The organism is Streptomyces sp. PL-29 (assembly GCF_058344425.1).
In genome coordinates this window covers 6,460,625-6,485,514 of sequence record NZ_CP136996.1, presented here as the reverse complement: position 1 = coordinate 6,485,514, position 24,890 = coordinate 6,460,625, and the positions used below count along the sequence as shown (strand labels likewise).

Annotated in this window: 24 protein-coding genes and 2 pseudogenes; 8 read left to right on the top strand and 18 right to left on the bottom strand. The window is 73.1% G+C overall.

Annotation, left to right across the window (positions count from 1 at the left end):
• The first annotated feature begins 5 nt into the window (after positions 1–5).
• Both R4Z63_RS29540 and R4Z63_RS29535 read left to right on the top strand, forming a co-directional pair.
• Positions 6–167, top strand: coding sequence for a hypothetical protein (locus tag R4Z63_RS29540; RefSeq protein ID WP_384448535.1), 162 nt, complete (start codon positions 6–8; stop codon positions 165–167).
• Between the two features lie 390 nt (positions 168–557).
• Entirely contained in the window at positions 558–1,844 is a 1,287-nt protein-coding gene (locus R4Z63_RS29535) for a class I SAM-dependent methyltransferase (protein ID WP_384448532.1), read from the top strand.
• A 38-nt stretch (positions 1,845–1,882) separates the two neighbouring features.
• Here the strand turns inward: R4Z63_RS29535 and R4Z63_RS29530 are convergent.
• Together R4Z63_RS29530 and R4Z63_RS29525 are read right to left on the bottom strand one after the other, a co-directional pair.
• Positions 1,883–2,848 (bottom strand): annotated as a pseudogene (locus R4Z63_RS29530) (PEP/pyruvate-binding domain-containing protein); the annotation flags it as partial.
• Between the two features lie 147 nt (positions 2,849–2,995).
• Positions 2,996–3,280 (bottom strand): SHOCT domain-containing protein, encoded by a 285-nt coding sequence (locus R4Z63_RS29525; RefSeq protein ID WP_037916767.1) that lies wholly within the window; start codon positions 3,278–3,280, stop codon positions 2,996–2,998.
• 298 nt (positions 3,281–3,578) lie between these two features.
• Here R4Z63_RS29525 and R4Z63_RS29520 point away from each other — a divergent pair, with 298 nt between their 5' ends.
• From R4Z63_RS29520 to R4Z63_RS29500, 5 genes are all read left to right on the top strand, one after another.
• Entirely contained in the window at positions 3,579–4,448 is an 870-nt protein-coding gene (locus R4Z63_RS29520) for a universal stress protein (RefSeq protein WP_384448529.1), read from the top strand.
• 25 nt (positions 4,449–4,473) lie between these two features.
• Complete coding sequence (locus R4Z63_RS29515; protein WP_384448526.1) at positions 4,474–5,160, top strand: CBS domain-containing protein; 687 nt, start codon at positions 4,474–4,476, stop codon at positions 5,158–5,160.
• Between the two features lie 240 nt (positions 5,161–5,400).
• Entirely contained in the window at positions 5,401–6,006 is a 606-nt protein-coding gene (locus R4Z63_RS29510; protein WP_384448523.1) for a CBS domain-containing protein, read from the top strand.
• 11 nt (positions 6,007–6,017) lie between these two features.
• Positions 6,018–6,644 carry a CBS domain-containing protein gene (locus tag R4Z63_RS29505; protein ID WP_384448520.1) on the top strand — a complete coding sequence of 209 codons (627 nt, stop codon included), beginning with the start codon at positions 6,018–6,020 and terminating at the stop codon, positions 6,642–6,644.
• Positions 6,645–6,653: 9 nt separating this feature from the next.
• On the top strand, positions 6,654–7,310 hold the full coding sequence (locus R4Z63_RS29500) for a CBS domain-containing protein (protein ID WP_384448517.1): 657 nt from the start codon (positions 6,654–6,656) through the stop codon (positions 7,308–7,310).
• 46 nt (positions 7,311–7,356) lie between these two features.
• Here the strand turns inward: R4Z63_RS29500 and R4Z63_RS29495 are convergent, their stop codons facing one another.
• The 7 genes from R4Z63_RS29495 to R4Z63_RS29465 all read right to left on the bottom strand — a co-directional run bounded on the left by R4Z63_RS29495 (position 7,357) and on the right by R4Z63_RS29465 (position 13,237).
• Positions 7,357–8,721: a Ni/Fe hydrogenase subunit alpha gene (locus tag R4Z63_RS29495; protein WP_384448514.1), complete on the bottom strand. Its 1,365-nt coding sequence runs from the start codon at positions 8,719–8,721 to the stop codon at positions 7,357–7,359.
• Positions 8,718–9,536 (bottom strand): NADH-quinone oxidoreductase subunit B family protein, encoded by an 819-nt coding sequence (locus R4Z63_RS29490; protein WP_384448511.1) that lies wholly within the window; start codon positions 9,534–9,536, stop codon positions 8,718–8,720. Before R4Z63_RS29490 ends, R4Z63_RS29495 begins: the two co-directional genes overlap by 4 nt.
• Position 9,537: 1 nt before the next feature.
• Positions 9,538–10,344, bottom strand: a complete 807-nt coding sequence (locus R4Z63_RS29485) for an FAD/NAD(P)-binding protein (RefSeq protein ID WP_384448508.1) — start codon at positions 10,342–10,344, stop codon at positions 9,538–9,540.
• Positions 10,341–10,853 (bottom strand): cyclic nucleotide-binding domain-containing protein, encoded by a 513-nt coding sequence (locus R4Z63_RS29480; RefSeq protein ID WP_384448505.1) that lies wholly within the window; start codon positions 10,851–10,853, stop codon positions 10,341–10,343. The genes R4Z63_RS29485 and R4Z63_RS29480 overlap by 4 nt, the downstream gene beginning before the upstream one ends.
• A complete protein-coding gene (locus R4Z63_RS29475) occupies positions 10,850–12,019 on the bottom strand; it encodes a 4Fe-4S dicluster domain-containing protein (protein WP_037916745.1) in 1,170 nt (389 codons plus the stop codon). The genes R4Z63_RS29480 and R4Z63_RS29475 overlap by 4 nt, the downstream gene beginning before the upstream one ends.
• A gap of 42 nt (positions 12,020–12,061) precedes the next feature.
• A complete protein-coding gene (locus R4Z63_RS29470) occupies positions 12,062–12,598 on the bottom strand; it encodes a hydrogenase maturation protease (protein WP_384448502.1) in 537 nt (178 codons plus the stop codon).
• Between the two features lie 180 nt (positions 12,599–12,778).
• On the bottom strand, positions 12,779–13,237 hold the full coding sequence (locus R4Z63_RS29465) for a pyridoxamine 5'-phosphate oxidase family protein (RefSeq protein WP_384448499.1): 459 nt from the start codon (positions 13,235–13,237) through the stop codon (positions 12,779–12,781).
• Between the two features lie 180 nt (positions 13,238–13,417).
• On the opposite strand from R4Z63_RS29465, the gene R4Z63_RS29460 reads away from it, so the two are divergent.
• A complete protein-coding gene (locus tag R4Z63_RS29460; RefSeq protein WP_037916736.1) occupies positions 13,418–13,882 on the top strand; it encodes a Crp/Fnr family transcriptional regulator in 465 nt (154 codons plus the stop codon).
• A gap of 30 nt (positions 13,883–13,912) precedes the next feature.
• On the opposite strand, the gene R4Z63_RS29455 is transcribed toward R4Z63_RS29460, so the two are convergent.
• The 9 genes and pseudogenes from R4Z63_RS29455 to R4Z63_RS29415 all read right to left on the bottom strand — a co-directional run bounded on the left by R4Z63_RS29455 (position 13,913) and on the right by R4Z63_RS29415 (position 24,859).
• Positions 13,913–15,664, bottom strand: coding sequence for a GAF domain-containing sensor histidine kinase (locus tag R4Z63_RS29455; protein ID WP_384448496.1), 1,752 nt, complete (start codon positions 15,662–15,664; stop codon positions 13,913–13,915).
• Between the two features lie 106 nt (positions 15,665–15,770).
• A pseudogene (locus R4Z63_RS29450) lies at positions 15,771–15,968 on the bottom strand (DUF1918 domain-containing protein); the annotation flags it as partial.
• Positions 15,969–15,985: 17 nt separating this feature from the next.
• Entirely contained in the window at positions 15,986–18,568 is a 2,583-nt protein-coding gene (locus R4Z63_RS29445; RefSeq protein ID WP_384448493.1) for a cation-translocating P-type ATPase, read from the bottom strand.
• A 7-nt stretch (positions 18,569–18,575) separates the two neighbouring features.
• Positions 18,576–19,436 carry a universal stress protein gene (locus R4Z63_RS29440; RefSeq protein WP_384448490.1) on the bottom strand — a complete coding sequence of 287 codons (861 nt, stop codon included), beginning with the start codon at positions 19,434–19,436 and terminating at the stop codon, positions 18,576–18,578.
• Positions 19,433–20,335: a universal stress protein gene (locus tag R4Z63_RS29435; protein WP_037916727.1), complete on the bottom strand. Its 903-nt coding sequence runs from the start codon at positions 20,333–20,335 to the stop codon at positions 19,433–19,435. Before R4Z63_RS29435 ends, R4Z63_RS29440 begins: the two co-directional genes overlap by 4 nt.
• 44 nt (positions 20,336–20,379) lie before the next feature.
• Positions 20,380–23,217 carry a cation-translocating P-type ATPase gene (locus R4Z63_RS29430; protein WP_384448487.1) on the bottom strand — a complete coding sequence of 946 codons (2,838 nt, stop codon included), beginning with the start codon at positions 23,215–23,217 and terminating at the stop codon, positions 20,380–20,382.
• A complete protein-coding gene (locus R4Z63_RS29425) occupies positions 23,210–23,866 on the bottom strand; it encodes an Rv1733c family protein (RefSeq protein ID WP_052030093.1) in 657 nt (218 codons plus the stop codon). The genes R4Z63_RS29430 and R4Z63_RS29425 overlap by 8 nt, the downstream gene beginning before the upstream one ends.
• Positions 23,867–23,900: 34 nt before the next feature.
• Positions 23,901–24,404 (bottom strand): flavodoxin domain-containing protein, encoded by a 504-nt coding sequence (locus R4Z63_RS29420; protein WP_037916724.1) that lies wholly within the window; start codon positions 24,402–24,404, stop codon positions 23,901–23,903.
• Positions 24,401–24,859: an Hsp20/alpha crystallin family protein gene (locus R4Z63_RS29415; RefSeq protein ID WP_037916722.1), complete on the bottom strand. Its 459-nt coding sequence runs from the start codon at positions 24,857–24,859 to the stop codon at positions 24,401–24,403. Before R4Z63_RS29415 ends, R4Z63_RS29420 begins: the two co-directional genes overlap by 4 nt.
• Positions 24,860–24,890: the final 31 nt, after the last annotated feature.

The window sequence follows — 24,890 nt, the reverse complement described above, 5'->3', positions numbered from 1 at the left end:
GCACGGTGGCTTCTGGCCCCTCCCCGGCCCGGGCGCCTCACCCGGGCGCCTCGCCCGGTCGACTCGACGCGGACAGCCGCCTGCACGGGAAGCATGTCACCGCGGTGGGCGCCGCCTTCCCACCGGCCGAGGCCCTGGCCTCGCAGCTCGCCACGCCGCCCGGGTGAGCCGGCCCGCACCGCGCCCGACTGCCCGACGGCCCGACCGTCCGACGACCCGACGACCCGACCACCCGACCACCCGACCGCACCGCATCACCGGCAATCCGCCCGGCCCTCGGCTGCGAAGTACGGGTGAACCAGCCGCTCACCAGCGGCGTGTCGAGTGGCGGGAGCGGCAGTGGCGGAACACCGGAAAGCGGCGGACACCGGCGGGGCGGGGCCGGCCGCCGCCGGCGTGTGGACGATCTCGCGCGGGAGGACCCCGTACGGGGCGGGCGGACGCCTCGGCAGCCGGGCCCACCGGCGTGCGCTTCCCCGCCCCGCGGGGCGGGCCAGGCTCTCCCGTGCGGTCGCCGGCGGCGCCCGCCGGCCCCTCCTCGCCGCAGGAGACCACCGATGAAGCCCGCGGCCGAACGCCTGACCGCTCTGATGGGCCACCTCTTCACCGGCCCCCTCCCGGTACGGCTGCGCGACTGGGACGGCGCCGAGTCCGGACCCGCCGACGCGCCCGTGGTCGTGCTGCGCTCCCCCGACGCCCTGCGCCGACTGCTCTGGCAGCCCGGCGAACTGGGTCTGGCCGAGGCCTACATCAGCGGCGACCTCGATGTCGAGGGCGACCTCGCCGGCGCTCTCTCCCAGGCCCGTCGGGCTGTCCGCGACCAGGGCATCACACGACCGCGGCCGGCCCGGATGGCGTCGGCCGCAGCGCTCGCCGTCTCCCTGGGCGCGGCCTCTCTGCCGCCGCGCCGACCCGACGGGCGCGCACGGCTGACCGGCCGCCTGCACAGCTCTTCCCGGGACCGCGCCGCGATCAGCCACCACTACGACGTGTCCAACGACTTCTACGCGCTGCTGCTCGACGAGTCGATGGCATACTCGTGCGCCTACTGGGCCCGGCCCGCGGACGCCTCGTACGGCCTGGCCGAGGCCCAGCGGGACAAGCTGGAGCTGATCTGCCGCAAGCTCGGGCTGGGGGCCGGCGACCGGCTGCTGGACGTCGGGTGCGGCTGGGGCTCCCTGGCCGTGCACGCCGCCCGGGAACACCGGGTGCGCGTCACCGCGGTCACCCTGTCGCGGCAGCAGCGGGACTTCGTCGCCGCGCGGGTCGTGCGCGAGGGCGTGGCCGGACTGGTGGAGGTCCAGCTGCGGCACTGGCGCCACATCGACGGCGGGGGCCACGACGCGGCTGCCGCCGTCGAGATGGGCGAACACGTGGGCGACACCGAGTACCCGGCCTTCGCCGCCAAGCTGCACGACGCACTGCGCCCCGAGGGCCGGCTCCTGATCCAGCAGATGTCGCGCGGAGCCGACGCACCCGGCGGAGGGCCCTTCATCGAGACCTACATCGCGCCCGACATGCACATGCGCCCCGTCGGACGCACCGCCGACCTGTTGGAGGCAGCGGGTCTGGAGATCCGGTCCGTCGAGTCCCTGCGCGAGCACTACGCGGCCACCATCGACGCCTGGCGCACCCGTCTGGAAGACCGCTGGTCCGAGGTGGAGAGCCTCGTCGGCGAGACCACCGGCCGGGTGTGGCGCCTCTACCTGGCCGGCGCCTCCCTGGCCTTCACCGAACGCCGCATGGGTGTCGACCAGCTGCTCGCGGTGCGCCCCACCCGCGACGGCGGATCAGGCATGCCCGCCACGCCCACCGCCTGGTACCCGTCGGCGGGCCGCCGGTGAGCGGCCGGCGCTCGGCGCGCGCCCCCGGGGGGCGCTCACGCCGGGCGCCGGCCGACACGGGTCTCCAGCAGCCACAGGTTGCCGTGTTCGATCGTGAACTCGATGTCGCACACGTCGCGGTAGTGCTCCTCCAACTGCTGCGCGTACGTGCACAGGCGATCGAACGCCGCCGGGTCCAGCGTGGCCAGCTCCCGAAGCGGCAGGCTCTCGCGGGCGCCCGCGACGACCTCCTCGCCCTGGGCGTTCGGGAGGTACGTACCGTACGGCCCGGGGCGGCCGTCGGCCGGACCGCCGCAAGACACGACGCCGCTGCCGGAGTCGGCTCCGGAATTGCCGAAGACCATGCTCTGAACGGTGACGGCCGTCCCGGAGCGCAACGCGTTGAGGACCGCCTGCCACAACTGCTCGGCCGGATCCTGCGGAAACGCCCTGCCGGTACGTTCGAGAACGAGGTCCTTGAACGTTTCCACGACCCGGATGAGGTCGCAGGCGTCCAGCCGGGAGTCGTCCGCGACGCGGTGTTGGACCCTGATGCGCCGGAGCGCGTCCTCGAACGCGGAACTCTCGACGCCCATGACCGTGCTGCCGAACATCTGAACGAGACGCCGGTAGGAATCCCAGCCGAACCTCTCCCGATCGGGCATCCTGGCCAGCCCCAGCACGGACAGGTCGTTCAGGCCGATGTCCAGGATCGTCTCCGGCACACCCGGCACGGAGTGCCCGGCCCCCGCCCTGACCGACAGCAGAAGCGGCTTGTCCACCTGTCCCAGCCGCTTGCCGGCAGCCCGCTCCAGCGCCGCCAGGTGCTCGCCGACCTCCTCTTCCAAGCCCTCCGGCGGCTCGCCGGTGGCCAGGAGCACGGCGCCGGCTTCGGCGGTGATGGTGAAGCCCGGCGGTACGGGCAGGCCCATGGCCGCCATCTCCGCGAGGTTCGCGCCCTTGCTTCCGAGAAGCTCGGCCATGCCCCGGTCGCCCTCGCTGAAGTCGTACACATACACGCCCATGCCTGCCACCGGCTTCTTCACCCACTCCTGCCCGTCGGGTCGCTGATCACTCAGGCGCGGCAGAATGCCGCCTTCCGGTTTCCTCTTCTGTGCGGCGGGTGCCGACGCCGGGCCCGCCCCGCCCCGCCCCGTACCGGTGGGATCGGTTCAGCTCTCTCTCGGTCCCGGTCGCCCTCGGCTCGGCCCGTGCGCGCGCAGCGTGTCCAGACGCTGTTCGTACTCCTCTTCGTCGATCTCCCCCCGGGCGAACCGATCGGCGAGCACCTGCTGGGCGGACGGCGTGGCCGGAGGCCGCGCCGGGCCCGAAGCGAGACGGTCGACGCTGCGAAGGAGCAGGACGACTCCCGCGACGGCCAGGGCCGCGACGAGGACCATGCCGAGCGACATGGCGACCCAGCCCCATCCGCCCATTCCGTGGTCGTACCAGAACATGGCTCACGCTCCCTGTGCGGTGGCCCGGGACACGACCGGCAGGGCGTGTCCCCCGTGCCCTCACTGTCACCCGGCGCGTGCCGTCCGGGCATGGGCCGGTCGGGTCCCGGCCGGGGACGACAGGCCCATCGCGCTCGCCCCGTCTCCCCGTCCGGGGAGCGGGAGACGCGCACGGTGGTGGGCAGGGGCGGGGCTGATCGGTCCCACATGGGGCCACTCGGCCCCTGCTCGGTCGGCGCGCCGCGGGTGACGCTGGAGGAGAGCCGCTGGTCCGCGGCACCGCGAGGAGGTTTACGTCATGAAGCACCATGTGACCGTCGGCATCGACGGCTCGCCCGAGAGTCGGGCGGCGGCCCGGTGGGGGGCGCGGGAAGCGGCCCTGCGGGACGTACCGCTGAGGCTCGTCCACGCCGTCGACTGGCTCATCAGCCCGGCGGTGCCACGGCCGGGCCGCGAAGTGGCCGACCGCTGGGCCGACGAAGCGCTCGCCGAGGCGGTGGAGGACGTGCGACGTCGGCATCCCGGGCTGGACGTCTCGACGAGATGCCTCTCCGGCAGGCCCGCGGCAGCCCTGGCCGCGGAGGCGGCCGACGCCGGACTGCTCGTCCTCGGCTCGCGAGGGGTGGGAGGCCTGGTCGGATTCCTCATCGGTTCGGTGAGCCTGTCGACACTGGTGGCCACCGAGACGCCGGTGGTGCTCGTACGCGTGTCGGACACGCCGGAGGAGGCCCGGCCCACCCGCTACGGGGAGATCGTCCTAGGCGTCGACATCCACGAGGCGGCGGACAGGGTTCTGGCGTTCGCCTTCGAGGAGGCCGAGCGCCGCGGCTGCGCCCTGCGTGCGATCCACAGCTGGCAGATGCCGTCGATGTACCGGTACGCACCGTTCTTCGACCCGGAGAACGAACGGGAGGTCGGCCGGAGTGTCACCGTGATGCTCGACGACATGCTGATGCCGTGGCGCCACAAGTTCCCGTCCGTGAGCGTCACCCACGAGGCGTTCGAGGGATCCGCGGGTGAGCGGCTCGTCCAGGCCGCGGCAAGGGCGGACCTGGTCGTCGTGGGCCGACGCCTGCGCCGCTCGCCTCTGGGCGTGCATCTGGGGTCCGCTGCCCACGCGGTGGTGCACCACGCCGCTGCGCCCGTCGCGGTCGTCGCCCACGACTGACGGCCCCTCACAAGGAGATCGGACCATGTCCCATCGCACTGTTGCAGACGTCATGACCCGGAACGTGGCCACGGTGAGCCCCGAAGCGCCCCTCAAGACAGTCGCCCGGAGCCTCAACGACCACGAGGTCTCCGCCCTGCCCGTCGTGGACCCCCGCCGCCGTCCGGTCGGCATCGTCTCCGAAGCCGACCTGCTGCGCAGGCAGGCCGGGCTGCCCGATACCGAAGGGCGCGACGCCCTGCACGCCACGGCATCCGCGGTCCGGGCCCCCATGGAGGCCCGGACCGCCGGCGATCTGATGTCCGCCCCCGTCCTGACCGCCCGGCCGGAATGGGGCATCGTCGAGACGGCCCGCTTCCTGCACGAGCGAGGCGTCAAGCGTCTGCCCGTGGTCGACGAGACCGGAACCCTGGTGGGCATCGTCAGCCGCACCGACCTGCTGCGCCCCATGCTCCGCCACGACGACGCCATCCGCGACGAGATCGTCGACGACGTGCTGGGCCGTACCCTCAGGATGACCCCGGGAGGGGTTGCGGTGACCGTGAGCCAAGGCGTCGTCTCGTTGAGCGGGCGGGTCGAGGAGCGGTCGGCCATTCCGATCGTCGAACGACTGTGCCAGTCGGTCGACGGGGTCGTCAGCGTGGACCAAGCCCTCGGCTACGCGGTCGACGACCTGTCCGGGGTCGCCGCCCCTCGCCGTGCCGCGCAGTGAGCGCACAGGACGAAGGGCGGAAAGAGCCCGCCCGCTTCTCGCGGAACCCGATCGTGCGGTGCACGGCCACCAGCCGCTTCTCCACATCCTCTCGGGAACTCTTTCCGCCCCTTCCATGACAGCACGCCCGGTTTCGGGAGAACAGGGCCGACCGGTCCCGGACGGCCCCCTGACGGCCCTACCTCCGACGGGCACGGGGGTCCATGCTCGAACCTGCCGGGACGCCGCGCTGGAGGCATCATGAAGCACCTTCGCACCGTCGAGGACGTCATGACCCACGCCGTCATCTCCGTCGATCGCAGAACACCGTTCAAGGAGGTCGTGGGGGCCATGCGGCAGTGGCGAATCAGCGCTCTGCCCGTCCTGTCGGAGGAAGGACGGGTGGCCGGCGTGGTCTCGGAAGCGGATCTGCTGCTCAAGGCCCAGGGTGCGGACGAGTCCCGCGCCGTCACTGCCGGGCAGCTGATGACCGTACCGGCGGTCACCGTGACCCAGGACGCCACCATCGCCGGCGCCGCCCGCCTGATGGCCCGCGGCCACCTCAAGCGACTCCCGGTCGTCGACGGCGACGGCCGCCTCATCGGCGTGGTCAGCCGGGGCGACCTCCTCAAGATCTATCTCCGCCCCGACGCCGACATCGCCGAGGAACTCCGGGAGCTGATCGTGGCGAAGCTCATCCCCGCGGGATCGGCCGTGGTGCAGGTCCACGTGGCCGACGGCATCGTGCACCTGCGCGGTTCCGTCCCCGACCCGGCGCTGAAGGACGTGCTGGTGCGTGTCGCACGGACCGTACCAGGCGTCGTGGACGCCACGGCCGTGCATCTCGACACCGAAGTCCGCGCGTGAGGGAGGGCGCAATGAGGCACCGCAGTGTCGCCGACCTGATGACCCCGACAGCGGTCAGCGTCCAACGGGGCACTCCGTTCAAGGAGATCGCCAGGCTCCTCAAGGAGTTCGACATTTCCGCGGTGCCCGTGGTCGACGAGGCCGAACGTCCGGTGGGCGTCGTCTCGGAAGCGGATCTGCTCCGCAAGCGGGGCCCCGGCAGCGGCACGAACACCGCCGCCGAGCTCATGACCAGCCCCGCCGTCACGGCCCGGACCGAATGGAGCGCCGTCCGGGCGGCGCGGGTCATGCGGGGGCGGCAGGTCAAGAGACTGCCCGTGGTGGACGCCGCCGGCCGGCTGGTCGGCATCCTGAGCCGCAGCGACCTGCTCCAGCTCTTCCTGCGCAGGGACCACGCGATCCAGGAGGAGATCCTCGAAGACGTGGTGACCCGCACCCTCGGGCTCAGCCCGTCGTCCTTGACCGTCGAGGTCGACGACGGGCTGGTGACCCTCAGCGGCACCGTGAGCCGGCGCAGCCTGGTCCCGATCGTGCTGCGTCTGTGCCAGAGCGTCGACGGCGTCGTCGACGTGGTCAACCGGCTCGACTACGCGCAGGACGACGTGTCGGTCGGCGCCCCAACGCCCTCCGAGCGGTAGGAGAGGAACATGAAGCATCGTGAAGTCCGCGAGCTGATGACCCGCGAGGTCGTCACCGTCCCCAGCAGCGCTCCGTTCAAGGAGGTCGCGCGCACCCTGACGGAGCACGGGGTGTCGGCCGTTCCCGTCGTCGACGCGGCGGGGCGGCCGCTCGGCGTGATCTCGGAACGGGACCTGCTACCGAAGTCCGCCGGCCAGAGCGACTACTTCCGGTCGCTTCCCGCACGGGAGGCCTGGGAGGAGGACAAGGCCGCGGGTACGCGCGCCGAGGAGCTGATGTCCTCGCCGCCCGTGTGCGCCCGACCGGACTGGACCGTCGCCGAGGCCGCCAGGCTGATGGAGGCCCAGGGAGTCAAGCGGCTCCCGGTCGTGGACGGCTCGGACGTGCTGATCGGGATCGTCAGCCGCCGGGACCTGCTGCGGATCTTCCTCCGCGACGACGAGGACATCCGTCGCGAGATCATGGGTGAGGTGCTCGGACTCGGCGTGCGCCAGAGCCCCTCGGCCATCACCGTGACCGTCACCGACGGCCGGGTGGAACTGGACGGGACCGTCGGCCTCAGGAGCCTCATCCCCCTCGTCGAACGCCTCTGCCGAACCGTGGACGGTGTGGTCTCGGTGACCCAGCGTCTCGGATACTCCACCGACGACACGAATCCGGTCTGAGGGAACGCCGCGCCACCTGTGGCCGGCCGGCCGCGCCGGGGCGTCGTCAGTGGGTGCGTTGGATGTCCAGTTCCAGGAAGTGGGCCGAACACGAGATGCACGGGTCGTGGTTGCGGACGGCCCGCTCGCACAGCCGCGTGAGCTCGGCCTCGGAACCCTCACCGCGGTCGAGCCCTGCCTGCACCAGCCGACGCAGGTCCTCCTCGATGGCGCCCTGGTTCTGGGCGGTCGGCGGCACGATGCGGGCACCGGTGACCCGGCCCCCGCCGTCGAGCGCGTAACGGTGGTAGAGCAGGCCGCGCGGTGCCTCCGTGGCACCGTGCCCGGTGCCGGCCCGGGGCGGTACCTCTGTGTACGGGCGGGCCGGACGCTCGTACTCGGCGATGATCCGGAGCGCCTCTTCCACCGCGTACAGGACTTCCACCGCCCGGACGAGGATGCTGCGGTAGGGGTTCCTGCAGGCCTCCCCCCGCCCCGTGCCCGCGCGCGACGGGGGGTCGCCGAGGCCGGCCGCCCGTGCCGCTTCCAGCGCCAGCGGGGACAGCAGATGGCCGCTGACCGCCCAGCGGGCGAGCGAGCCGGTGAGGTGCCTGCGGCCGTCCAGCCGGGAGTGCAGGGCTGTGGAGTGGGGGACCTGCTCCTCGGCCACGTGGGCGGTGAAGTCGCGCAGGGGGAAACCGTACGGCGGGGGCGTCGCGGCGTACGGGAGCACGGTGGGGACGCCGGACTCGATGGCGTAGGTGCCGGGCTCGGCGAGGGCGAGCAGGTCGGCGTCGCACTCGGCGTCGGGGAACTCGAAGCCGGCGACCCAGCGCACCGTGTCCCACGCGTCGTCGAGGGCGGTGCGCAGCCGCTCCTCCAGGGGGCGGAGCTCAGCACGGGTCGGGGCGCGGTGAAAGCCTCCGAGCCGGACGTTGACGGGGTGGATGGCCCGTCCCCCAAGCAGTTCGACCACGGCGTTCCCGGTCTGCTTCAGGCGCAGTCCGCGCCTGACGTGCTCCAGATGGGAGCGGGACAGACCGATGACATCATCCTCGCCGAGGAAGTCCGGTGCGTGCAGCATGTGGATGTGCAGCGTCTGGCTCTCGATCCATTCGCCGCAGTACAGCAGGCGGCGCAGGGCGGCCAGTTGTCCGTCGACGACCACGCCGCACGCGTCCTCGATGGCGCGGCAGGCACTCATCTGGTAGGCGACGGGACAGATCCCGCAGATCCGGGAGGTGAGATCGGGTGGTTCCGTGTGCGCCCTGCCCCTGAGGAAGGCTTCGAAGAACCGCGGCGGTTCATAGATGCTGAGCCGCGCCTCGGTGACGGTGCCGTGGCGGATCCTCAGGTGCAGCGCGGTCTCGCCCTCGACACGGGCGAGGGAGGGGATGCGGAGCTCCCGGGCGGGGGGCGTGGGCTCGCTCATCCGGGTCCTTCCGCGTCGGCCGTGCCGGGTTGCGCCTGTTCCTCCACGGCGGTGAAGGCGGTCACGTTGAAGGTGTGCAGGAACCTGGCGATGTCCTCCTCGCCCATCCCGTCACGCTGCATCAGCGGGACCAGCGCGGGCAGGTTCGTGGTTCCGGCCGGCCCGAAGCAGCCGTAGCAGCCGCGCCCGTACGTCGGGCACAGGGCTCCGCAGCCCGCGTGGGTGACGGGGCCGAGGCAGGGCGTGCCATGGGCGACGGTGACACAGACGTTGCCACGCCGCTTGCAGGAGAAGCAGACGCTGTGGTTCGCGATGGCGGGCTTGCGCCCGGCGAGGAACGCGGTGATGACCTCGACGAGCTGACCGCGATCGATGGGACAGCCGCGCAGTTCGAAGTCGACCGGCACGTGGGCCGAAACCGGCGTGGACGTCGCGAGCGTCTCGATGTATGCGGGGCGGGCGTAGACGGCCGCCAGGTACCCCTCGACGTCGGCGTAGTTGCGCAGCGCCTGCACGCCGCCGGCCGTGGCGCAGGCGCCGATGGTGACAAGGTGGCGGGCATCCGCGCGGATGCGACGGATACGCTCCAGGTGCTCGGGCGTACTGACCGACCCTTCGACCAGGACGAGGTCGTAGGGGCCGGGAGCGATGTCGCCGGACGCTTCCAGGAAGTGGGCGATGTCCAGTTCGGCGGCGATGCCGAGCAGTTCGTCCTCGCAGTCGAGGAGGGTGAGCTGGCAGCCGTCGCAGGAGGCGAGCTTGAACACGCCGAGTCGGGGGCGGGCGGGAGGCTGGGGTGGGGTGGGGGTGCTCATCTCACAGTTCCCGGACGGTGAGCAGGGGTTCGGCCTGGTCGTAGCGGACGACCGGGCCGTCGCGGCAGAGGAGGAGGGGCCCGAGCTGGCAGTGCCCGCAGTGGCCGGTGGCGCAGCGCATGTTGCGTTCGAGGGAGACCTGGATGCGGTCGGGGCGTACCCCTCGGTGGATCAGTGCCCGTGCGGTCGCGCGCATCATCACCTCGGGACCACAGACGAAGGCCACCGTGTCCGACGGCGTGAACCGGGCCTCGCGCAGCAGGGTGGTGACCACGCCGACCCGGCCGGTCCAGCCGCTGGAGGGCCGGTCGACGGTGACGGCGCCGAACGGCCTCTCCCAGCCGGGGAACTCGTCCGTGTACAGCAGATCGGCGGGGGTCCGGGCCCCTGCGAGGACGTTCAGCCGCCCGAAGGCGCGGGGGTCGGCCAGAACGGTGTCGACGAGGGGACGCAGTGGGGCCAGCCCGATGCCGCCGGCGATGACGAGCAGGTCGTTGCCGTGAGCGGCGGCCGTGTCCCAGGCGGTGCCGAAGGGACCGCGCACGCCGACCCACCCGCCGCTGCGCAGGCCGTACAACGCGCGGGAGACGGCTCCGACGGCGCGCACCGTGTGCGCCAGCCGGTTGCCGCCCTCGATCCGGGATACGGATACCGGGATCTCGCCGACGCCGAACGCGTACAGCATCGCGAACTGGCCGGGTGCGAAGGGATCCAGGGCGTCCCCGGCAGGCTCCACCACGAGCGTGACCGTGTCGTGCGTCTCGTCGCGGCGGTCCACCACGCGGCAGGGAACCGGTGCCGACGTCACGGTGCGGCTCCGCTTCCCCGCGGTCCCGGCGGTCCCGGCGGTCCCGGCGGTCCCGGCGGTCCGTAGAGGTCCAGCAGCCGGGTCCGGGTGGCCCGCAGCCGGTCGCCGATGGTCTCGGCGACGGCGGTGACCAGCGACAGGCCCAGTGCCGTGTCCTCGGCGCACAGGTCCTGGACGGCGTCGGCATCGAACTCCCAGGCGCGGACGGGCTCCCGGGTCTCGGCCGCCAGGTGCCACTGGCGCGGGGGACACAGCCAGGACCAGCCGAGCAGGCTGCCCGCGCCGACGGTCTCGACGACCGCACGGCCCCGACCGGGCACGTGGATGTCGAGCGCGACCGTGCCCGAGCGAATGATCCAGAAGCGGTCGGCCTCCTCCCCTTCCTCGAAGATCCGGGTGCTGCCCGGAAGGGCGACGTCACGGGCGAGGGCCATCAGCCTCCCGCGGTGCTCCGCCGTCAGCGCGGCGAGCACGCCCTCGCCGGGAGGCCCACCCGGATGCGCGGTCACGGCGTGTCCTCGCGCCGCGCGGCCTCCTGGTGCAGGGCGTGGGCTTCCTCGGTGAGGTCGATCCCCGTGGGACACCACACGATGCACCGGCCGCAGCCGACACACCCCGAACTGTCGAACTGGTCGTGCCAGGTGCCCAGCTTGTGGGTGAGCCACTGACGGTAGCGGCTGCGGGGAGAGGACCGGACGGGGCCGCCGTGCAGGAGCGAGAAGTCCAGGTCGTAGCAGGAGTCCCAGAGGCGCCAGCGCTCGGCGTGATCGCCGGTCAGGTCGGTCACGTCCTCCGTGGTGGTGCAGAAGCAGGTGGGGCAGACCATGGTGCAGTTGCCGCAGCTCAGGCAGCGGGCGGCGACGTCGTCCCAGCGATCCGCCTCCAGATTGTCCCGCATCAGGGTGCGCAGGTCCACCGGCGGCATGGAGCGGCCCATGCGTTCGGCGGCGGCGCCCACGGCCCGGACCGCGGCCGTCCGGGTGGCGTCGTCGGGGCTCCGCCGCGGCAGTTCCGCGAGGACCGCGGCGCCCTCCTCGCTCCCGCTCCGACACAGGAAGCGGTGGCCCGCATCGTCCACGATCTCGGTGAGGGCGAGGTCATACCCGGCGTCGGCGGCCGGCCCCCCGCCCATGGAGACGCAGAAGCAGGTGGCACCCGGCTCGGTGCACTCGGCCGCGATCAGGAAGGCACCCGTCCGCCGGGACAGATAGGTGGGGTCCCGGTACCTGCCTGCGCCCATCACCCGGTCCAGGATCCGAACGGCGCGCAGGTCGCAGGGCCGCACGCCGAGGAACGCGTACGACGTGCCCGGCCGCTCCTCCTCGCGGACGACGGGAGTACCGTCCGGACCCCGGTCCGCGGACCACTGGCGGACGCGCTGCGGGTGCAGGAACGACTTCCACGACTGGGGTCCCGCGCTGTGCGCGAAGGCCGCCCCGTCCTCGCGGGGGCGGAGCCGGTACCGCCCGGCCTCCAGCTCGACCCCCCAGCCGTAGGGGAGTGCGTCGGCGGAGTCCAGTTCGTCGAGGACGATCGCGCCGTCGCGGACGGTCGGGCCGATCACTGTGCGGCCGCGCCGCTTCAGGACACGTACGAGGGCGTCCAGCCCGTCGCGGTCCAGGACCGCCTCGGCCTGATGGTCGGGGACGGCTCCGGCGTCCGAAGCGTCGGTCATGGTGCACCTCTCGGTTTCCACGTGCCTGGATCCGGCAGCATGTCAGACCTGCGGGCTCAGGCGGTCGAACCCGGTCCGGCGAGTCCGATCGCCGTGCCGGTGGGCGTCCGCCTCGATGCGTCGGGCCAGCAGCGGCAGGGCTCCCGCCACCGCCGGGGTGAGCCCGGGGCCCAGCGAGCGGTCCGCCCCCTCGACCGCGTACACGATGAGACGGCCGGGGCCCCGCCCGACGCGCTCGGCGAGGACCAGGGCCTCGGCGAGCCCCAGGCCGTGGGTGCTCTGCCGGCCCGCGGCGGCCGGGTGGGGCGTCCCACCGGGAGTCGCGCACCACCGGTGCGTCCGCCCGGGCTGCGCCGCGGGCGGGAAGCAGGCGTCGACGACGACGGCGAGGGCCCTGCCTTCCCACAGGCCGATCAGCCGGCCGGGATCTCCGTCGCACTGTGCGAGCTCGGTGCCGGGAGGGAGGGGCCGCCGCGCCCTCCGTGCGCGCAGCAGCGCGATCGTTGCCCACCCCGCGCCGTCATCACGTCTGAACTCGTTTCCGATCCCGATGATCGCCGTACCGGCGAGGGGCTTCATGGGTACCCGCTTTCCTCTTCCGGGTGTCTGCGGGCACAGCCTGCCCTGCGCGCGGGACGGTCACCTGCGCCACGGGCCGAACGGCGTACGGCGCGGGCACCGGGTCGGGGGACGGGCCTGCGGGTCGGGCCTCGACGGGTCGGGCCTCGACGGGTTGGCCCTCGACGGTGGCGGCCGTGGTCAGGATCCGAGGCGGAAGCCCGTGACGAGTTCGGACCGGATGCGCAGGACGTCGGCCATCGGTCGGTCCCTCCACGGGTCGAGCAGGGCCGCCAGCCGTTCGGCTTCGTCGCGGTTCACGATGAGCTCGGCGTGACCGATCACGACGACGCTCCAGCCGAGATGGGTGCAGGCGTCGATGGCGTCGGCTTCGTAGCCGAGGACGAGACCGGGTTCGCCGGGCGTGGGCGCCAGTGACGCGCGTGAAACGCCCTCGTCCACCCCGACGAGAACGTCCTCCCCGTCGACGTGGTGGCTCGTCGGCCGGATGGCCGGCAGCGCCCGGTGGGTGAAGACGAGGCGGCCGAGCGAGACGGTGGCCAGGAGCCGCAGCGCCTCGGTACGGTCCAGTTGCCGTGTGGGCCGCACCCGGTTCGCCGCGGGGCCGTCGGCCGGTCTCCTGCTGGTTTCCTGATCCATTCCGCGGCCCTCCGCTCCGGCCCCGTGACCTCGGCCTCGGCTCCACCCAGCGTCCGTTCCGTTCCGTACCCCGGGCCAGGGCCGAATGGGCCCCTGTCCCGGGGAACCGGGGGCCGGTCGGCCCATCCCCGCCGCCGGCGGTACCGCCCAGACTTGAACCGGAACCGACCGGAGGCCGCCATGAGGACCACTCCCCCTACGAAAGTCGCCGGTGCGCTGCCGGCTGAACACCGTTCCCGGCTGATGGGTGTTGCCCGGGAGGTCAACTTCCCCGAGAGCGCACGCCTCTTCGACGAGGGTGGGCGCGCGGACAGGTTCTGGATCGTCCGTACGGGCCTCGTGGCCTTGGACGTGCCCGTGCCCGGCAGACCGCCTGCGGTGATCGAAAGCCTCGGACCGGGTGAACTCGTCGGGTGCTCGTGGATGTTGGAGCCCCGTTCCTGGAGGCTGGGGGCCGTGGCCACGACGCCGGTTCGCACCTACGAGTTCGACGCCGCCGCCGTGCGCACGATGATGGACGCCGACCCTGCCTTCGGCTCCGCGATGGGCCACTGGGTCGCGCAGGTGCTCGCACACCGGCTGCACTCCGCCCGGGTACGGCTGCTCGACCTCTACGCCCCGCACGGCAGCGGCAGCCGTGTCTGACGGCCGTAGCCGTGTGACGGCGGGCAGCACTCACCCGGAAGGCGGGCGGTGTCCCACGGCGTCCAAGGGGACCCGCCAGCGCAGCGTCGTGCCCTGACCGTTCGGCCCGGGCACGGACACCGAGAGTTCGCCTCCCAGGCGTTCGGCCCGTTCCGCAAGGTTGCGGAGCCCGCTGCGGCGGCCTCCCTCCGCCATCCCGACTCCGTCGTCGCCGACCAGTACGGTCAGGACTCCTTCGGCGGCCGAGATCGAGACGTCCGCCCGGCGCGCCTTGGCGTGCCGGGCGACGTTGGTGAGCCCTTCCGTGATCACGGCGAGCACCTCGTCGGCGGTCTCGTCGGACACCTCGGTGTCGATCAGGCCCTCCATCCGCAGGGCCGGGGTGAAGCCGAGTACCGGGGCGGCTTCCTCCACCGCCCGTACGGCGCGGACGCGCAACTTCGGAGGACCTCCGGGAGCCTCGTGTTCCCGGAGCCCGAAGATCGTCGAACGGATGATCTTGATGGTGGCGTCCAGATCGTCGATCGCCCGCGCGAGGCGCTCGGAAGCCTCGGGGTGCTCCACGAAGCGCTGGGCGCTCTGGAGGGTCATGCCCGTGGCGAAGAGCCGCTGGATGGCGAGATCGTGGAGGTCGCGGGCGATGCGGTCGTGGTCCTCCAGCATGCTCGTCTGCTCGGCGTCCCGGCGGCGGGCGGCGAGCTCCAGCGCCACCGCGGCCTGGCCGGCGAACCCGGGCAGTGCCGCGATCTGCGCGCGGGCGAACCCCGGGCGACCACGCCTGCGGGCCAGGGTGAGGACGCCGCTCACCCGCTGCCTGGTGCCGAACGTGACGACGACGGCGGGGCCGAATCCCCGCCACCGTTCCGGCTGCACGGTGATCCGGTCGTCGGCCTCGACGTCGGCCACGGCGATCAGTCGGTCCTGCTCGCCGAGGGCGACGGCTGCCAGTGTGCCGCCGCTGCTGGGCAGCACGACGCCGCGGTGCGCCTCGGCGCCCTCCCCCACGGCCAGCGAGTCGCGCAGTTCACCGCTCTGGCCCACGACGGAGAAGACACCGAGGTCGGCGCCGGTGATGTCGCGGGCACGCTCCAGCATCCCTTCCAGCACCTCCGTCTCGGCCGAGCCGGAGAGCAGGGCACTGGTGAATGCGGAGCTGGCGGCCAGCCAGCGCTCCCGGAGGCGCACCTCTTCGAAGAGGCGGGCGTTCTCGATGGCGATGCCGGCCGCCACCGCCAAGGTGGACAGAACGCCCTCGTCCTCCTCGTCGAAGGCCATGCCCCCGCGCTTCTCGGTCATGTAGAGGTTGCCGAACACGGCCTCGCGGACCCGGATGGGAACCCCGAGGAAGGAGTGCATCGGGGGGTGGTGGGCCGGGAAGCCGTAGGAGGCGGGGTGATCGGACAGTTCGGCGAGGCGGAGCGGCTCGGGGTGGCGGATGAGCTCGCCGAGGATTCCGTGGCCGGAGGGCAGGTCGCCGATCTCGGCCCGGAGGTCGTCGCCGATGCCGACGGGGAGGAACTGGGCGAGCTTCCGGTCGTCGCCGATGACCCCCAGCGCTCCGTACTCCGCGTCCACGAGCACGACGGCGGCTTCGACGATGCGCCTCAGGACCTGCGGCAGGTCCAGCTCCCGGCCGACGGACATCACGGCGTCGAGGAGGCCGTTGAGACGGTCCCTCGCCCCACGGACCTCGTCGATGCGGACCTGGAGCTCCGCGAGCAGTTCGTCCAGCCGCAGCCCCGGGAGCCCCGGGCGCGCGGGATCCCGCTCGTCCCCGCCCATGCGCACCTCCAAGCGACGCCCGGGGAAGTCCGGCCTGCCTCCTCACCGTATCCCCGCCCCCGCGTTCCCGCTCAGGCCGTGGGCGTCATGCGGAGTCGTCCGGGCCCAGATGCCGGATGTGGGCGTCGGGCCCGGGGAAGTACAGCGTCGTCCTGCCGGTGTCCGACCAGCGGACGTCGTACGGCGGAGTGCCGTCGTCGTGGTGCAGGCCGACGACTTCGCCGTCCCGGCCCGGCTTGCCCACCGTCGGCCCTCCCACGACTATCTCGTCGCCGAGACGGGCCCGGGTGCCGTGCCCTGACATGCGCTTCTCCATGACCATCAGCTCCTTCGGAATGCGTGCCTCACCAGTCGGGCCGCCGCGAAGCCGCTCAGGAGAGCGGCTGCGGCCAGGGCCGTACCCCGCAGTCCCAGAGGTTCGGTCTCCAGGACCGACCGCAGCAGCGGAAGGTGCAGCGCTGCCGCCCCGAGCAGCGCGGAGGCGAGGACGGACAGGGGCAGGAAGAGGTTCTCCCGAGTCAGCAGGCGCGTCCGCAGTCCCAGCACGACGCCGAGCTGCCCGGCCAGCAGGGAGAGGAAGAGGACGCTCTGCCAGGGCAGGCCCCAGGCCCGTGCGATGGTTCCGGCGGTGAGGCAGGACGCGGTGACCACGGCGGCGAGCACGAGGAGCCTCTGCCACGCGCCCGCGCCGAGGATGTGCTGGCCGGGCGGCCTCGGTGGCTTGCGCATGGCGTCCGGCGCCACCGGCTCGGCGCCCATGGCCACCCCGGTCAGGCCGTGGGTCAGGAGGTTGATCCACAGGATCTGGCCGGCTCGGAGCGGCAGCGGGAGGCCCAGCAGGGGGCCGATCAGCATGACGAGGATCTCGGCGGCACCCCCGGCCAAGCCGTAGACGAGGAAGCGGCGGATGTTGTCGTAGACCCGCCGGCCCTCCTCGACGGCCGCGACCACGGTCGACAGGTCGTCGTCGGTCAGCACGAGGTCGGCCGCCTGGCGGGCGACCTCCGTGCCCTGCTGCCCCATGGCCACCCCGATGTCGGCGCGGCGCAGCGCGGGCCCGTCGTTGACGCCGTCTCCGGTCATGGCGGTGACGGCTCCCCGGGCCCGCCAGGCGTCGACGATGTCCAGCTTCTGCTGCGGGTCCGTCCGGGCGAAGACGCGTGCGGCGGTGAGGTCGGCTACCCGGCCGGCCGCAAGATCGGGTCCGCTGACCACGGCTTCGCCGTCGGCGTCCCGGCCGACCAGGCCCACCCGGGCGGCGATCGCGCGAGCCGTCGCCGGGTGGTCTCCGGTGATCAGGACCGGGGTGATGCCGGCCTCGTGACACGCGGCGAGCGTGGCGGCTGCCGCGGGCTTGGGCGGGTCGCTGACGGCGACCAGCCCCAGGAGCCGCAGTCCTGCCTCGGCCGCCTCGGCACTGTGCGGCCGCTCGGCGTGTTCGGCGGATGCCACGGCGAGCACCCGGTATCCGCGGGAGGCCAGGCTCGCCGCCTGCTGCCGGGCACCGGCCACCAGATCTGCGCGGTCGGCGAGAACCGCTGGGGCGAGCACCACCTCCGGGGCACCCTTCAAACACACGAGGGCACCACCGGACGGCAGACGATGGACCGTCGTCATGCGCTTGCGTCCGCTGTCGAACGGCACCTCCCACGTCCTGGGGTGCGTGCGCCGGAGCTGCTCCGGCTCGCCGCACCCGGCCTTGACGGCCGCCGCCAGGAGGGCGGCCTCCATGGGGTCGCCGACCGCGGTCCACCGGTCCTCGTCCGGCGGCGTTGCGTGGGGCGGCCGCAGGGAGGCGTCGTTGCAGAGCGACGCGGCCGTCAGCAGGTCCCGCACGGGGCCGAGCTCGGCCGCCGTCGGCGACCGCCCCTCGACCCGGACGTCCCCCCGCGGTTCGTACCCCACTCCGAAGAAGTCGGCCGCGACCCGGGGGGTCCACACGTGCTGGACGACCATGCGGCCCTCGGTGAGGGTGCCGGTCTTGTCGGTGGCGAGGACCGTGACGGACCCGAGGGTCTCCACCGCGGGGAGCCGCCGGATGAGGGCGTGCCGGGCCACCATCCGGCGGGCTCCCAGGGCGAGGGCCAGGGTCACGACGGCCGGCAGGGATTCGGGAACCGCCGCCACGGCGAGGCTGATCGCCGTCACCGCCATGATCCCGGGCGGCAGGCCCTGTACCAGCCCGAGGGCGAAGACCAGCAGGCACAGCACCAGGGTGACGACGGCCAGGACACGCCCCAGCGAGGCGAGACGGCGCTGCAGGGGTGTCGGCTCCCGCTTGGTGTCGAGAAGGGCGGCGATCCGGCCGAGAGCGCTGTTCGGTCCGGTGGCCCTCACCGTCGCCACGCCGCGGCCCTTCACGACCACGGTCCCCGCGCTCGCGGTCGAAGCGGCCGTCTTGTCCACGGGTACGGACTCCCCCGTGAGCATGGACTCGTCGATCGTGAGGGCGGACGCCTCGTCGACCTCGGCGTCGGCCGCCACGATGTCCCCCTCGGCGAGCAGCAGGACGTCACCGGGCACCACGGCGGCTGCGGGGATCTCGCTCGGGGCTCCGTCCCGCAGGACCCGGGCGTTCGGTGCCGACATCGCGGAGAGGGCGGCCACGGCGTGGTCGGCGCGGATCTCCTGCACGACGCCCACGGTCGTGTTGACGACGATCACCACGGCGATGACCACCGCGTCGGGGTGGTCGCCGATCGCGATCGTGAGGACCACCGCGCCGAGCAGCACCATGATCAGCGGGTCGCGCAGCTGAGCCAGTACGCGGGCGTACCAAGGGGTCGGCGGGGCGGGCGGGATCTCGTTGCGGCCGTGGTCGGCGAGCCTGCGTTCCGCCTCGCGGCCGGTGAGTCCGCCGGGCGTGCGAACCAGTGCGTCTGTGGTGGCCGGGGTGATCGCCATGGGGGTCCTATCCGGCGGGAACCGTGATCACCGGGCAGACCGCCCGGTGCAGCAGTCCGTGGACGACGGAACCCAGGCGCATGCCGGTGTAGCCTCCCTGTCCGCGACGGCCCACCACCACGGCCAGGGCGTGCTCGGCGGCCCGCGCGAGCTCTTCCACCGGATGCCCGATCGGCACCTCGTGGGAGACCACCACGTCCGGGTACTTCTGCGACCATCCGGCCGTGGTCTCGTACAGCATCCGCCGCTGTGCCCGCAGCGCGACCTCCTCGTCGTGGAGGAGGAAGACCGGCGGCTGCCACACCGCGACGGCACGCAGCACGGCGCCGCGCAGATCGGCCTCCTCGTAGGCGAGCGCGAGCGCGGCCCTGGAGGACTCGCTGCCGTCGATGCCCACGACCAGTGAGGGTGGCTGCCGGGTGGTGTCCTCGGGGTTCGCGACCACGACGACGGGGCAGGGCGCCTGGGCCGTGACCGGGACCACCGTGGAGCCGGCGCTGAGGATCTCCGCGGTCCGGCTCAGACGGCGCGATCCCAGCACGAGCATGCGGGCCCGGCGGGACATGCGGCCGATGGCCGGGACAGGAGGTCCTTCGATCAGATCGGCGGCGACGTCCGCTCCCGGGTGGCGTTCCCTCGCCCAGTCGGAAGCGGCCGCGAGGGCTTCGGAGCCCTCGCGGCGCCGAGCCTTCACTCGGGGGGTGTCGTCGACCTGTCGCGTGTGGGGCGGCGCGGGGACCGCCACGACGAGCCGGAGCCCAAGCCCGCGGCGGTGGGCCTCGTCCGACGCCCAGGCGAGGGGCAGGTGCCAGTCCCTGGCCGGGTCGATGCCGACGGCGATCTCGCGGTGTTCGGCGGGTGCCCTCACGATGCGCTCTCCTTCTCGTCCTTGTGGCGCGGAACGAGCAGCACCGGACAGTGTGAGTGGTGCACGAGGCTGTGGGTGTGCCGCCCGAGGGTGGGGCCCAGGTACGCGGACGCCCTCCGCCCGCCCATGACCAGCAGGTCGGCGTGCCGGGAGGCCTCGACCAGAGCGGCGGCGACGGACGTGCTCTTCTCGGCGTCCGCCCGGACGGTGAGGTCCGGGAATTCCCGGCGGATCTGCTCGGTCACCGCCGTCAGGTGCCGGACGTACTCGTCGGCGATCTCCGTGAGGTCGTCCATCATGGTCACGACGTCGCCGACGGACTGGAGCACGTTCCACACGTGGAGCAGCCTCAGCTCGGCCTTGCGGAGCTCTGCCTCGTGCGCCGCGTGGCGCACACAGTCCAGATCGTGCGCGTCGCGGACCCCGGCGAGGACCGTCCCGTTCTCCGGGCCGCTGCCGGTTCCCCTGACGACGATGACGGGCGTCCTCGCACCGGCGGCGACCTTCAGGCCCACCGAACCGAGCATGAGGGAGCTGAACCCTCCCAGCCCCCGGTTGCCGACCACGATGGTGCCGCGGAGACCGGCGGCCCGGTGCAGGCCGGCCGCTGCGTCGCCCCGACTGAGTTCCGTGGTGACCACCAGGCCCGGGTACGTGTCCTTGACCGCGACCACGGTTTCGTCGAGCAGTTCGCGGCCGGCGGCACGGACGCGCTCGATGGTCTCGGCCGATGCGTAGAGGGCCCGGCCGTCCGTGTCGGCGCCGTACACGATGCGCAGGGGGCGCCCGCGACGCTCGGCCTCTCCGGCTGCCCAGAGCGCGGCCTGACGGGCGGGCTCGGAGCCGTCGACACCGACGACGACGGGGCCGGGCTCCGGGCCGCTGACGGTGTTCTTCATGATTCCTCCTCGCCCGGGGCCACTGAGGGTGTGACCTCACGCTGTCACCACGGATCGTGCTGCGAAGAGGGCCGCTCAGGACCCTCCTGGGGGCCGAAGGTCCCGGTCGGACCCCCTGCGTGCGCACGCTTCGCTGTCCGGCCACCCGCGGTACGCGGTGCGGGAGGCCTCCGGACCGTCGCGACGTCCGTGGTCCGGCGGGTCCGCCGGGCCCAGCGCCGCAGTTCGTCGGTGCCCCATACGAGAACCGGGAAGGTCGCGATGAGCGCGACGACGTCGGGGGAGAGGGCGGCGGTGCCGAACAGGTCCTGCAGCGGCGGCGCGTAGACGAGCGCTGCGGTGAAGGCGAGCTCGAAGGCGATGCCCGCCAGGAGCAGGCGGTTGGTGAACAGGCCGATCTCGCGCAGGGCTGCGTGGTCGGTGCGGGCGGCCATCGCCGTGCCGACCTGGCAGGTGACGATGCCGGCGAACGTGGCCGTGGTCGCAGTGACGTACGCGTGGTGGAGCGGGGTGCCGGGGCCCGTGGGGTCGCCGGGGTGCCATCCCGCCCGCCACAGCACGGAGAAGAACGCGGTCATGACCAGGGCGGCGGACACCGTCCCGAGCCATCCCCAGCTCCGGATGAGCATGTCGCGGGAGATAACGCCCTGCGAGCTCGGCCGGGGCGGTCGGCTCATGACGCCGGGCTCGGCGCGTTCCCGGCCGAGGGCGAGGGCGGGGAGGGTCTCGGTGCCGAGGTCGATGGCGAGGATCTGCAGGACGGTCAGGGGCAGCGGGACGGCGCCGGCCGAGAGCGCGAACACCAGGAACGGAACGACCTCGGGGGTGGTGTGGGCGAAGATGTAGACGATGAACTTGCGGACGTTGTCGTAGACGCGGCGCCCCGACTCGATGGCGGCGACGATGGTGGCGAAGTTGTCGTCGGTCAGCACCATCGTGGCGGCCTCGCGTGCCACGTCCGTCCCGGAGCGTCCCATCGCGACCCCGATGTGCGCGCGGTGAAGCGCGGGGGCGTCGTTGACGCCGTCGCCGGTCATGGCCACGATCTGCCCGTGTGCGCGCAGGGTGTCCGCCACGTGCAGCTTGGTCTCGGGCGAGGAGCGGGCGAAGACGACTTCGGCATCACCGGGTGCCAGGAGCCGGTCGAGTTCCTGGTCGCCCACCGTCTCGGCCTGCGCCACCAGCGCGAGGCCGGGGACGCCGATCCCGACCTCCCGCGCGACGGCGGCCGCGGTGGCGCCGTTGTCACCGGTGACGACATGGACCCGGACGCCCGCCTCGTGGCATCGGCGGACGGCCTCCGCGACCTCGGGCCGCGGAGGGTCGTACAGGCCGACGAGCCCCAGCAGGCGCAGGCCGCTCTCCGCTTCATCGCGCCGCGCCGGTATGACGGCCCCTTTCGTCAGGTCGCGCACGGCGACGGCCAGCACACGCATGCCGTCGTGGGCGAGCCGGTCCGCGGCGGCGAGAGCGGCGTCGCCGCCCCCGGCGTCGCCCTCTCCCCCGGCGTCGAGAGCACGCGCCACCGCCTCCGGTGCGCCCTTGACGACGACGCGGGCGCCGCGTGGCGCCGTCTCCTGCACGACGGACATCAGGCGCAGCCGGGGGTCGAACCGGAAGACCGCCCGACGGCCGGAGTCCCGGTCGGCGAGGTCGACTGGGGCGCCGCGGGCGGCAGCTCCCTCGACCAGGGCCACCTCGGTCGGATCGCCGTGCAGGTGACCCTCGGCATCCCGCGTGACCGTGGTGCACAGGGCACCGGCGCGGGCGAGTTCGGCTGCCCAGGGACCGTCGTCCGTACCGTGTCCAGGTGTCCACACGGTCTGGAGCCGCATGCGGTTGCGGGTGAGGGTGCCGGTCTTGTCGGTGCAGATCACGTTGGTGGACCCGAGCGTCTCCACGGCGCTCAGCCGCTTGACCACGGCTCCCTGGCGGGCGAGGGACCGTACCCCGACGGCGAGGGCGAGGGTGATGATCGGCAGCAGGCCCTCGGGCACATTGGCCACCAGCAGGCCGATGGCGAAGACCAGCGAGTCGGTCAGCGGGAGTCCCACGGCCATCCCTGCCAGGAGGAACACCACGCCCATGGCGCCCGCGACCGCGGCGATCAGCCAGGCGACCTTCTTGACCTGCCGTTCCAGGGGGCTGGGGTCGCGCCGGGTGCGCTGGCTGAGCGCCGCGATCCGTCCCAGCTCGGTGTGGCCGCCCGTGGCGAACACGATTGCCCTGGCCTGCCCTTCGGTGCAGGTCGTACCGCTGAAGACGAGGTTCGGCTCCTGAAGCGGCGGTGCCCCTGCGAGGCCGGGGCCGGCGACGCGTTCGGCGGGGGCGGACTCCCCGGTCAGCATCGACAGGTCGACCTCGATGCCGCCGTCGGTCAGGCGCGCGTCGGCGGGCACTTTGGCACCCTCGTCGAGGACGATGAGGTCGCCTGGCACGAGCTCGCGCGACTCGACGGCCGACGGTTGTCCGTCGCGGATCACCCATGCGCGCTCGGGCAGATACCGGGCCAGGGTCTCCACCGCCTGCTCCGCCTGGCGCTCCTGCAGGAGCGCGAAGGCGGCGTTGACGACGACCACGGCGACGATGGCGCAGCCGAGGACGGGCGTGTCCGCCACGAAGGCCAGTGCGGCAGCCGCCCAGAGCAGCAGGGCGAGCGGGTGGACGAGCTGGCGGACGAGTTCGCGGCCCAGGGAGGTACGGGCCTTGCGGTGGACCTCGTTGGGGCCGTACACGGCGAGGCGGCGGGCCGCCTCGCGTGCGGACAGTCCGCTCGGCCCGGTACCGAGTTCGCGCCGCAGGAGCGGCAGCGGTTCGAGAGGGTCGGGGCTCGGGGGCGGACCATCGGCCGGAAAGCGGGGCCGGCCGGCCGGCTCAGTCATCGCCGGGGCCCTGCTCGCGCCGCAGCCGGCCGGACCAGCGTGGCTCCACGGCCTCCCACTCGTGCTCCCACCCGGCCAGGCTGCGGGCATCGGCGAGGAGCAGGCGCAGGCGGACCGTTGCCCCCGAGGCAAGGACGAGCACGCCGAAGGAGCCGGCTCCGGCGACCGCGGCCGTGAAGACGCGCTGGGCGCGGGACGCCGGGGGCTTCGCTTCCATGCCCGCGTCATCGACCCAGACCGTGACCGTCCGGCCTGGCGGTGTGCCCGGCGGAACGGAGACCGTCCCGGTGTGCCGTTGGGCGGCCGGGTACTGCCAGACGGCCGGCGCAACCGTCCCAGAGGCGGTGCCGGAGCGGTCGGAGACGGTGTGCTCCGCAGCGCCTACCGTCGTCGCTTCGATCCGGTGGCGATGGCGGGCGGCTTCCCGCGCCGTCCGGTCTTCCGCGTCGTGGACGGCCGTGGCCACGGCGACGCCGCAGGACAGGGCGATCAGGAAGGACAGCACGAAGGCGATGTGCCACCGGCGCCGGGTCCGGTCGACCGGACGGCGCAGCGCGTTCGCGCGTCCGCCGAGCAGTCGGCGGACCCGGCCGCCCGTCGCCGGACGCGCTCGTGCGGGCCCGTCTCCGGGTGTGCCTGCCTCGGGCATCGTGCACCTCCGCGCTCGGACGCCGTCCGGCCGCTCAGTGGGGAGCGGCGAGTTCGGCGCTGATGTGGTGGGCCCACGTCCGAATCCGTTCGGGATTGCGGAAGTCTCCTCCCTTCCCCGCCCGGACCATGGCCCGGGCGATGAACCCCGGGGTACTGGCCGTGACGCTGCCGCCGAAGGTGACGTGCTCGCGTGCACCGAGGCGCTCCATCTCCCGGGCCACCGCGGGCACCGGCGCAATGTCGTGCGTCTCGGCGGAACGGTCGACCGGGCCGCTGCTGAACAGGTAGACCGGGCGGTGCTGGAGATCACCGGCGTTGCGCTCGGCGCAACGCCTGGCCTTCCCGCTCCAGTGTCCCGCGTACAGGGCGCCGCCGAGCACCACGGCGTCGTAGCCGCGGACGTCCTCCACGTCGTCGGCCGGGACCACGACGGCGTCGAGGCCGTCCTCACGCAGGGTCTGGCCGATCTCGGAGGCGATGCCGGCGGTGGCACCGTGCTTGGTGCCGTAGGCGACGAGGACACGCTTGGACGTCATGACGACTCTCCCTTGCCGTCTGCCGCGGTACGTCGGACGGGGATGCTGCGCCTGGACTCCTCGGGCGCGGCCGGCATGGGCACGCGCACGGTGAGGATGCCGTCCTCGTACGCCGCCTCGACGTCGTCGGAGGGGATCGGCCCGGGCAGCCGGACCGTCCTCTGGAAGGAGCCGTAGCGGAACTCCGAGTGGTCCTTCTCCTCCTTGCTCTCGGTGTGCTCGGCGCTGACGGTGAGGGTGTCTCCCTCGACCGTGATCCGGATGTCCCGGTCGGGGTCCATCCCGGGAAGTTCGGCGCGCAGCGTGTACCGGCCCTCCTTGTTGGTCACCTCGATCGGGATCGGGAGGGTGTCGAACGAGGACCGCCACAGCGGGAACCGGGGGAAGTCGGTGCCGAACCAGTCCCTGAAGTCGGGGAACGGGCTGCGCCTGCGCTCCAGGTGCGTTGCTGACATGGTGTGCTCCGTTCCGGCGCCCGGTCAGCGC